9 protein-coding genes are annotated in these 9239 nt (G+C 75.3%); 7 read left to right on the top strand and 2 right to left on the bottom strand.

Annotated features, from left to right (window positions below; translation table 11 throughout):
* Positions 1–421 precede the first annotated feature (421 nt).
* Both ACIB24_RS20055 and ACIB24_RS20050 read left to right on the top strand, forming a co-directional pair.
* Positions 422–1282: a hypothetical protein gene (locus ACIB24_RS20055; RefSeq protein WP_398283961.1), complete on the top strand. Its 861-nt coding sequence runs from the start codon at positions 422–424 to the stop codon at positions 1280–1282.
* Positions 1279–2310 (top strand): HAD-IIA family hydrolase, encoded by a 1032-nt coding sequence (locus tag ACIB24_RS20050; protein WP_398283960.1) that lies wholly within the window; start codon positions 1279–1281, stop codon positions 2308–2310. The genes ACIB24_RS20055 and ACIB24_RS20050 overlap by 4 nt, the downstream gene beginning before the upstream one ends.
* On the opposite strand, the gene ACIB24_RS20045 is transcribed toward ACIB24_RS20050, so the two are convergent.
* Both ACIB24_RS20045 and ACIB24_RS20040 read right to left on the bottom strand, forming a co-directional pair.
* A complete protein-coding gene (locus tag ACIB24_RS20045; RefSeq protein ID WP_398283959.1) occupies positions 2307–2942 on the bottom strand; it encodes a response regulator transcription factor in 636 nt (211 codons plus the stop codon). The two genes, ACIB24_RS20050 and ACIB24_RS20045, sit on opposite strands and share 4 nt — an antisense overlap.
* Positions 2942–4870 carry a sensor histidine kinase gene (locus tag ACIB24_RS20040; RefSeq protein WP_398283958.1) on the bottom strand — a complete coding sequence of 643 codons (1929 nt, stop codon included), beginning with the start codon at positions 4868–4870 and terminating at the stop codon, positions 2942–2944. The genes ACIB24_RS20045 and ACIB24_RS20040 overlap by 1 nt, the downstream gene beginning before the upstream one ends.
* A gap of 111 nt (positions 4871–4981) precedes the next feature.
* On the opposite strand from ACIB24_RS20040, the gene ACIB24_RS20035 reads away from it, so the two are divergent.
* The 5 genes from ACIB24_RS20035 (at position 4982) to recN (ending at position 9228) form a co-directional block, all read left to right on the top strand.
* Positions 4982–5305 (top strand): hypothetical protein, encoded by a 324-nt coding sequence (locus ACIB24_RS20035; RefSeq protein WP_398283957.1) that lies wholly within the window; start codon positions 4982–4984, stop codon positions 5303–5305.
* A gap of 35 nt (positions 5306–5340) precedes the next feature.
* Positions 5341–5616: a hypothetical protein gene (locus tag ACIB24_RS20030; protein WP_398283956.1), complete on the top strand. Its 276-nt coding sequence runs from the start codon at positions 5341–5343 to the stop codon at positions 5614–5616.
* Between the two features lie 3 nt (positions 5617–5619).
* A complete protein-coding gene (locus ACIB24_RS20025) occupies positions 5620–6444 on the top strand; it encodes a TlyA family RNA methyltransferase (RefSeq protein WP_398283955.1) in 825 nt (274 codons plus the stop codon).
* Positions 6360–7343 carry an NAD kinase gene (locus ACIB24_RS20020; RefSeq protein WP_398283954.1) on the top strand — a complete coding sequence of 328 codons (984 nt, stop codon included), beginning with the start codon at positions 6360–6362 and terminating at the stop codon, positions 7341–7343. The genes ACIB24_RS20025 and ACIB24_RS20020 overlap by 85 nt, the downstream gene beginning before the upstream one ends.
* Before the next feature lie 97 nt (positions 7344–7440).
* Entirely contained in the window at positions 7441–9228 is a 1788-nt protein-coding gene (gene recN / locus ACIB24_RS20015; RefSeq protein WP_398284126.1) for a DNA repair protein RecN, read from the top strand.
* Positions 9229–9239: the final 11 nt, after the last annotated feature.

Here is a 9239-nt window from a genome sequence, read left to right as displayed (position 1 = left end):
GCAGGGTGCTGGCCGTCCGCAGGGTGCTGGCCGTCCGCAGGGTGCTGGCCGTCCGCAGGGTGCTGGCCGTCCGCAGGGTGCTGGCCGTCCGCAGGGTGCTGGCCGTCCGCAGGGAATGGGGCGCCCTCAAGGCGGGAACCGATTCGAGCGGAGCGACCGTCCTCGGCGCGACGACCGTCCCCAGCAGAATGATCGCCAGCAGCGCGAGGACCGGCCTCAGCGTTCGGACCGGCCTCAGCGTTCGGACCGGCCTCAGCGTTCGGACCGGCCTCAGCGTTCGGACCGACCTCAGCGTTCGGACCGACCGCGCTCGGCCCCGCCGCTCGGCGCGCCCTCCTGGCGTCGCGACGACACCCGGGGCGAGCGCCGCCCGTTCACGCGCAGCCCGGAGGCCCGGGAGCAGCGCGAACGCCAGCCGCGGATGCGCCGCAACGGTGAGCAGCCGGACCCAGCGATCCCGGACGGCATCACCATCTCCGACCTCGACAAGAGCGTGCGCTCCGAACTGTCGAGCCTGACCAAGGAACTGGCCGCCGACGTCGGGGCCCACCTGGCCGCCGTGGCGGCGTTCATCGACGAGGACCCGGACCGCGCGTGGCGGCACGCCATCGCCGCCCGCCGCCGGGCCGCCCGCCTGGGCATCGTGCGGGAGACCGCCGGTCTGGCCGCCTACCGGGCGGGGCGCTACTCGGACGCCTTGAGCGAGCTGCGCACCGCGCGGCGGCTCACCGGGTCCGAGGAGCACCTGCCGGTGATGGCCGACTCGGAACGCGGTCTGGGGCGCCCTGAACGGGCTCTGGAGCTGGCCCGCAGCGCCGAGGTCAAGCGCCTCGACGCGGCCGGTCGGATCGAGATGCTGATCGTCGAGTCCGGGGCCCGGGCCGACCTCGGCCAGGATGACGCCGCCGTCGTCACACTGCAGGTCAAGGAACTCGACAGCGCCGCCCGGACCCCCGCGGTGGCCCGGCTGCGGCACGCCTACGCCGCCGCGCTGGCCAACGTCGGGCGGGTCACGGAGGCCGAGAGCTGGTTCGCCAAGGCGAAGTTCGCCGACCGCGACGGCACGGCGCTGGCCGACGCCGTGAACCCGGCCGACCTGGCCAGCTCCGACGGCGACCCGGTCGACTACTGGGACTACGACGACGAGATCACGGACCTGCTCGACGACGAGGAGCAGGACGCGGCCGCCGACCCCGAGGGAGAGGCGGCGGACCAGGAGCTCGACGACGTCGAGACCGACATGGAGACCGACGTCGCGGCCGAGGAGTCGACGGACCGGTGAACGATGGCCTGATCGGCGCGGGTGTCCCGGTCGACGTCTACGACCTGCTGCTGTTCGACCTCGACGGCGTCGTCTACATCGGCCCGGCGCCCGTGCCGCAGGCGCCCGAGGCGATCGCCCGCGCGCAGAAGGCCGGCGTGCGGTGCACGTTCGTCACCAACAACGCCTCCCGGCGTCCCGGTGTCGTGGCCGACCACCTGCGCGAGTTCGGTATCGACTGCGCCGACGACGACGTGGTCACCTCCGCGCAGGGGGCGGCCGCGATGCTCGCCCGGCGGCTCCCGGCCGGGGCGCCGGTCCTGGTGATCGGCGGCGACGGGCTCACCTGGGCGCTCGGGGAGGCCGGGCTGACGCCCGTCACCAGCCTGGACGACGACCCGCAGGCGGTCGTGCAGGGGTTCGGCCCCGACGTGGGCTGGCGGCAGCTGGCCGAGGGGGCGATCGGCGTCAGCCAGGGGCTGCCGTTCATCGCCACCAACCTCGACCTCACCGTGCCCACCCCTCGGGGCCGGGCGCCGGGCAACGGCGCGCTGGTCGGCACGGTGGTGGCGGCGACCGGGGTCCAGCCCGAGGTGGCCGGCAAGCCGCAGCCGACGTTGTTCCTCGAGGCGGTGGCCCGCTACGGCGGCCGGGCCCCGCTGGTGATCGGCGACCGGCTCGACACCGACCTCGAAGGGGCTCGCGCGGCCGGCCTCGACGGGCTGATGGTGCTGACCGGCGTCCACCGCACCCGCGAGCTGCTGGCCGCCGCGCCCGGCGTCCGCCCGCACCTGATCGCCCGCGACCTGCGCGGCCTGGAGACCGTCCACCCCGCGCCGGAACCGGACGACGACGGCTGGCGCGTCGGGTCGGCGGTCGTGGGCCCGGGGCTCGAGGTGCGCAACGCGGGGGACGACGCCCTCGATGTCCTGCGCGCGGCCTGCGCCGCCGCCTGGGCCGGGTCTGAGGTCGGGACTGGAACCGTCGACCCCACAAGCCTTCTCGCGGTCCTGCACCGGATGGAACCCGACGGCCCCTGGGGCACCTAGCGGGTCAGGAAGGCCAGCACGGCCTGGACCCGGCGGTGCGCGTCGGGGGAGTCGACCAGCCCGAGCTTGGTGAAGATCGAACGCATGTGGGTCTCCACGGTCCGTTCGGCCACCACCAGCTCCGCCGACACCGCGGTGTTCGAGCGCCCCTCGGCCACCAGCGACAGCACCTCCCGCTCGCGCGCACTCAACGCCGCCAGCGGGTCGTCGACGCGGGACGGGCGGATCAGCGCACCCACGACGACCGGATCGAGCGCCGAGCCCCCGGCACCGACGCGGCGCACGGCGTCCAGGAAGTCGTCCACGTGCAGGACGCGGTCCTTCAGCACGTAGCCGAAGGCGCCCGTCGCCACGAGGTCGACGGCGTGCCGGGTCTCGACGTGCTGCGACAGCAGGAGGATGGGCAGCGCCGGGTGCACCGCACGCAACCGCCCGGCGGCCTGCGCGCCGTCGTCGGTCATGGTGGGCGGCATCCGGACGTCGGCGATCACCAGGTCCGGCACCTCTTCCGCGACCGCGGCTTCCAGCTCGCCGGCGTCGGCGACGGCCCGGACGGTGTGCCCGTCGTCGACGAGCAACCGGACGAGCCCCTCGCGGAACAGGGCCGAGTCCTCGGCCACCAGGACGCGCATCAGAACGCCGCCTCCACGACGGTGCCGCCGCCGGCGGGGCTGGTCACGGACAACCGACCGCCCAGGGCCGTCACGCGGTCGCGCATCGTGGTCAGGCCGAACCGCGGCTCGGCGCCGCCGCACCCGTCGTCCACCACCCGGACGACGAGCCCCGGGGCGAGCGCGACGCTCACCTGCGCGGCACTCGCCCCGGCGTGCTTCAGGGTGTTGGCCAACGACTCGGCCACGACGAAGTAGGCGGTGGTCGCGAGGGCCTCGCCGATCCGCACGTCGGACACCGCCAGCGTCACGGGGATGGGGCTGGTACTGACCAGGTCGCGCAGCGCGGGTTCGAGCCCGTCGTCGAGGCGGCGGGGCCGCACGCCGTGCGCGAGCCGGCGCAGCTCGGCCACCACGTCCTCCAGAGCCGTCACGGTGGAGTCGATCTCGGCCGACGCCGCAGCCGGCAGCGCGTGCCGGCGCTGCAGCATCCGCAGCCGCATGCCCGCGGCCACCACCTGCTGCTGCGCGCCGTCGTGCAGGTCGCGCTCCAACCGGCGCCGCTCCTGCGACACGGCCTCCACCAGGCGGGCCCGCCCGGCCTGGGCCTCGGCGAGCGCGTCCCGCAGCCCGAGCTGCAGGCGGCTCACCTCGACGGGCAGCCGGACCTGGACCACGGCCGCCTGCGCCACCCGCAGCCGGCGCGCCGAGGGCCGGCTGAGGACCAGCAGCCCGACGTCCGCCCCCTGCGCGGTCAGGGGCACCACGGAGTGGCCCGGCGGGGCGTCGGCCGCGACCCCGGCCGGTGTCACGTACCCGCCGTCGCCCGGAAGGCGCAGCAGGACGAGCAGGTCCGGGTCGTCGAGGGTCGAGCGCAGCACGTCCTGCACCGACTCGGGGGCCGCCGACCCGTCGCGCACGGCCCGGACGAACGCCGCCAGCCGGGCGGCGACGACGGTGCGCTCGCGGTCGAACAACCGCCCCGCGACACCGTGCGCCCAGCGGTGCACCGGCAGCAGCAGGAGGGCTGCGACGAAGGCCGCGGCCGCCTGGCCGAGCGGCGAGCCCGGCGCTGCGACGTCCACCTGGGCCAGCAGCAGTACGACCCCCGCGAAGGCGCCGGCGGCCACCACCGACGTGGCCACCCAGGCCGCGGACTCGCTGATCAGCCGGTCGATGTCGAGCAGGTCGTGGCGCAGGATCGCGATCGCCACGGAGGCGGGGAAGACCACCAGCATGGCGATCAGGAACCCGGAGTACGAGGCGGTCACCGAGGCCCCGGCCGCCTGGGCGACCCAACCGGCGGCCAGCAGCACGGGGACGGACGCGGCCCCCAGCAGCAACCACCGCAGCTGTTCCCGGGTGCTCGCTTCGCCGCGGCGGTACCGGACGGCGATCGAGGCCACCGAGGCGGCGAGCGTCGCCAGGAACAGGACCGCGGCCGGCAACTGCACCGCCGACCAGACGGCCTGCGGGATCTCGACGTCCCACCGGCCGTCCTGCTGCGCGGTGTAGAACGCCAGCAGCGTGTTGACCAGCACCGCCGAGCCGAGGAACAGCACCGGCAGCCGGCGCCACCAGCGGTCGGTGAGGGGGCCGTCGGGGAACACCTGGCAGAGCAGCGCGAATCCCGCCAGGTTCCAGACCCAGGCGCCGGCTCCGACGTCGGCACCCAGGCCGGCGTCGCGGCGACCCCAGATCTCCAGCGACCACGCCAGGGCCGGGCTGGCCCCGAGCCAGATCAGACCGGCGCCGACCGGGCTGTCCGGCCGCCGCCACGCGACCAGCAGCCCGAGGACGACGGTGGGCGGCAGCGCGACGAGCGCGGCCACCGCCTCCGAGGTGTCGATCGCGGGCGCCGCGCGCCGGGCGGCGAGCATCGACAACGTCGCCAGGACGTACACGAGCAGCGCGAGGGCGGCGCTCAGGCGGTTCCGGCGCACGCTCACCACCGGATGATCGCCCCTCCGGGCCGCCCCGCGCATCAGTGCCAGCACGCAGGGCCGGGTCCGGCGCTGGCCCGGATGTGCCGGAACCACCCGTCCGGCGAGGGTTCCGGCATGGAACTCATCCTCATGCTCATCGCCCCGTTCCCCATCGGCTACCTCGTCCGGAACCGGGTCGCCGGTTTCGTCGCCTACACGGCCCTGCACGCCTTCGTCTTCACGTTCCAGACCGCGGAGCTGATCCTCGACTGGGCCGGTGGCTCCGACCGCGCCTTCGGCGCGGCCTTCCCGAACTACGAGCAGAGCGAGGTCTACGCCTACGGGATCGTGAACCTCGTCATCTACGCCGTCGGTCTCGGCCTGCTGTACCTGGGGCAGCGGGTCGGCACCGGTCGGCGGCTCAAGGCCGGGCAGGTCAGCCTCGACCCGGTGGGCTGAGGGTGCTCGGGGTCTCGAGCCGCTAGCCTCGCGTGGTGAGCGAGTTCGAGACCCCGGCGGACGGCGTCCAGCACCTTCCCGAGGAGGCCGCGCCGCAGGCGCGGGTCGTCGAGGAGCCCTCGGACGGCGTCCCCGCGGTCCCCGCGGTCCCCGCGGTCCCGGCGCCCCCGGCGACGGGCGACGAGGCCGTCGACGAGGCCCTGGGGGCCCTGGCCGCGGCCATGGGCGACACCCCGCTGGAGGGGCACGTGACGGCGTTCGAGTCCGCCCACCGGGCCCTGCAGGACCGGCTCGCCGACGTCGAGGGCTGAGCCGTGGCCCGGCTCCGCCGGCTCGACGCGGAACTGGTCCGTCGCGGGCTGGCCCGCTCCCGGGAGCAGGCCTCGGCACTGATCCACGAGGGCCGGGTCAGCGTGGGGGGCACCGTCGCCGCCAAACCCGCCACCCAGGTCGACCCCGCCGTGGCGATCCTCGTGGCCGCCGACGAGACCGACCCGGCCTACGCCAGCCGCGGCGGGCACAAGCTCGCGGGCGCCCTCGACCACTTCGCCGGCCGGCTCAGCGTGACCGGCAAGCACTGCCTGGACGCCGGGGCCAGCACCGGCGGGTTCACCGACGTCCTGCTGCGGCGCGGGGCCGCGCACGTGGTGGCCGTCGACGTCGGGTACGGGCAGCTGGCCTGGTCCCTGCAGACCGACGACCGGGTCACGGTGCTCGACCGGCAGAACGTCCGGGCGCTGGAACCGGAGCAGGTGCTCGCGCCCGACGGGCGCGCCCCCGAACTCGTCGTGAGCGACCTGTCCTTCATCTCGCTGACCCTGGTGCTGCCCGCGCTCGCGGCCGCCGCCCCGGGGGCCGACCAGCTGCTCATGGTCAAACCGCAGTTCGAGGTGGGGCGTGAGAGGTTGGGGTCGGGCGGTGTGGTCCGCGACCCCGCGGCCCGGCGCGACGCCGTGCTCACGGTGGCCGCGGCGGGTGCGGAAGTCGGGCTCGGCGTCCACGGAGTGGTGGCGAGTCCCCTGCCCGGGCCTAGCGGCAACGTGGAGTACTTCGTATGGTTCGCGCCGGGGGCCCCGCCGATGGACGCGGAGGCGCTCGGCGAGGCCGTCGGGCAGGCGATCGAGGAGGGGCCGCAGTGAGCGACCGTCGAGTGCTGGTGCTCGCCCACACCGGCCGCCCGATCGCGGTGACCGTGGCCGAGGAGCTGGTCGGCCTGCTGCAGTCGTCGGGCCTCGAGGTGATGATGCCCGCCGAGGAGGCCGCCGAGCTGGCTCCCGGGGCCCAGTCGCTGATCACCCCGTCGGACCCGGCCGACGTGCTGGACGGCGCGGAGCTGGTCGTCGTGCTCGGCGGCGACGGGACGATCCTGCGGGCCGCCGAGATCACCCGCGGTACCGGCGTCCCGCTGCTCGGGGTGAACCTCGGGCACGTCGGGTTCCTGGCCGAGAGCGAGCGGGACGACCTCGCGTACACGGCGCAGCGGATCGCGGCGCGCGACTACGAGGTCGAGGAACGGATGACCCTCGAGGTCGCCGTGTTCAAGGACGGGGTGCAGGTCGGCGCCGCCTGGGCGATCAACGAGGCGTCGGTCGAGAAGGTCGACCGGGAGCGGATGATCGAGGTGGTCCTCGAGGTCGACGGGCGGCCGGTGACCGAGTTCGGCTGCGACGGTGTCGTGCTGGCCACCCCGACCGGCTCGACGGCCTACTCGTTCTCCGCGGGCGGTCCGGTGGTCTGGCCCGAGGTGGAGGCGCTCCTGCTCACCCCGCTGTCGGCGCACGCCCTGTTCGCCCGGCCGCTGGTGGTGGCGCCCACGTCGGTGCCGGCCGTCGAGCTGGTCCCCGGGACGCCCGGCCGGGCGACGTTGTGGTGCGACGGGCGGCGCAACATGGACCTGCCCGAGGGGGCCCGGGTCGAGGTGCGGCGCTCGGACACGCCGGTGCGGCTGGCCCGGTTGGCGCGCCCGCCGTTCACCGACCGGCTGGTGGCCAAGTTCCGGCTGCCGGTGCACGGCTGGCGGGGCGCCTCGCGCGACTGACGTTCGAACAAAACTTTCGAACACTTGTCCACACGCCGGGCTCGAATCGGCGATTTCGTCGGTCGTCGGGCTTAGGCTCGGTGGCGTGCTGCTGGAGATGCATCTTCGCGGTCTCGGGGTGATCGACGACGCCGTGCTCGAGTTCGGGCCCGGTCTGACCGTCGTCACCGGCGAGACGGGCGCGGGCAAGACGATGGTGGTCACGGGCCTCGGCCTGCTGATGGGCGGTCGGGGCGACCCGGGGGCCGTGCGGACCGGGTACGAGACGGCCGTGGTCGAGGGGCGCATCGTCGTCCCCCGGCACGGGCGGGTCGCCGAACGGGCGCACGAGGCCGGCGCCGAGCTCGACGGTGACGAGCTGCTGGTCTCCCGGTCGGTGTCGTCCTCGGGGCGCAGCCGGGCCTACCTCGGTGGGCGCGGCGTCCCGGTGGCCACGCTGATCGAGCTGGCCGGTGACCTGGTGGCCGTCCACGGGCAGAGCGACCAGATCCGGTTGCAGTCCCCGGCCCGCCAGCGCGAGGCGCTCGACCGGTTCGGCGGGGCCCCCGTCGCGGCGGCGCGCTCGTCGTACAAGACGTGCTGGCAGCAGTGGCGCGCGGCCGAGGAGAAGCTGCGCGAGCTGACCGAGCAGGCCCAGGCCCGCATCCAGGAGGCCGACGTGCTGCGGCTGCGGCTGGCCGAGGTCGAGCGCATCCAGCCGGTCTCCGGCGAGGACCACGCGCTGCGTGAGCAGGCGGCGCGGCTGGCCCACGCCGACGGGCTGCAGCGGGCGGCGCAGGAGGCGAACCTGTACCTGGCCGGCGACGAGGATGTGCCGGACGCCTCGGGCGCCTCGACCCTGCTCGGTGACGCCCGGCACGCGCTGGAGGCGATGCGCGAGCACGACACGCAGCTCGCCGGGCTGGCCGACCGGCTCGCCGAGATCACCTACCTGGTCGACGATCTCGCGCAGGAGTGCGCCTCCTACGCGGCCGGCGTCGAGTCCGACCCGGCGCAGCTGGCCGCGGTCGAGGAGCGCCGGGCGGTGCTCAACGGCCTGACCCGCGCGCACGGCGTCGACGTCGACGGCGTGCTGGCCTGGGCGGAGGAGGCCTCGGCCCGGCTGGCCGAGCTCGACGGCGACGAGGACACGGTGTCGGCGCTGGCCGCGGAGGTCGAGGCGCTGCGCGTCGAGCTGGCCCTGCGGGCGGCCGTCCTGAGTGACGCCCGGTCGGAGGCCGCGGCCCGGCTCGGAGCGGCGGTCACGGCCGAGCTGCCCGAGCTGTCGATGAACGGCGCCCGGCTGGAGATCGCCGTCCGGCAGAAGGAGGACGAGACGGGCCTGCCGGTCGAGCTGGGTGGGCGCGTGCGCACCCTGGTCGTGGGTGGGGAGGGCGTCGACGAGATCGAGATGCTGCTGGCCCCGCACGCGGGGGCCCCGCTGCGCCCCCTCGGCAAGGGGGCCTCGGGCGGTGAGCTGTCCCGGGTCATGCTCGGGCTGGAGGTCGTGCTGGGGGCGGTCGACCCGGTGCCCACGTTCGTGTTCGACGAGGTCGACTCCGGGGTCGGCGGGTCCGCCGCGCTCGGCATCGGCCGGCGCCTGGCCCGGCTGGCCCGGCACGCCCAGGTGCTCGTCGTCACCCACCTGCCGCAGGTCGCGGCCTTCGCCGACCGGCATCTGCAGGTGGTGAAGAGCGGTGACGGCGAGATCACCACGAGTGGCGTCCGGGCGCTGGACGACGACGGCCGGGTCCGTGAGCTGGCCCGGATGCTGGGCGGGGTGGCCGACTCGGGTTCCGCGCAGGAGCACGCCCGGGAGCTGCTCTCGATGGCGGCGCAGGACCGCGCAGAACTCGACGCCGAGGTCGACCTGCGGGACGGGAAAGAGTTGACACCGGCCCACTGAGGGTCACGGTC

Origin of the sequence: Spongisporangium articulatum (assembly GCF_044465595.1) — a bacterium.
Classification (GTDB): Bacteria; Actinomycetota; Actinomycetes; order Actinomycetales; family Kineosporiaceae; genus Spongisporangium; species Spongisporangium articulatum.
The sequence above is the reverse complement of the archived record's forward strand: the minus strand, read 5'-3'. Positions and strand labels throughout refer to the sequence as shown.

What these genes read in the sequence shown, in the direction of transcription:
- ACIB24_RS20055 (WP_398283961.1), top strand. Translation starts at nt 422, where the DNA reads ATGCGCCGCAACGGTGAGCAGCCGGACCCAGCGATCCCGGACGGCATC.
- recN (WP_398284126.1), top strand. Translation starts at nt 7,441, where the DNA reads ATGCATCTTCGCGGTCTCGGGGTGATCGACGACGCCGTGCTCGAGTTC.
- ACIB24_RS20020 (WP_398283954.1), top strand. Translation starts at nt 6,360, where the DNA reads ATGGTTCGCGCCGGGGGCCCCGCCGATGGACGCGGAGGCGCTCGGCGA.
- ACIB24_RS20045 (WP_398283959.1), bottom strand. Translation starts at nt 2,942, where the DNA reads ATGCGCGTCCTGGTGGCCGAGGACTCGGCCCTGTTCCGCGAGGGGCTC.
- ACIB24_RS20035 (WP_398283957.1), top strand. Translation starts at nt 4,982, where the DNA reads ATGGAACTCATCCTCATGCTCATCGCCCCGTTCCCCATCGGCTACCTC.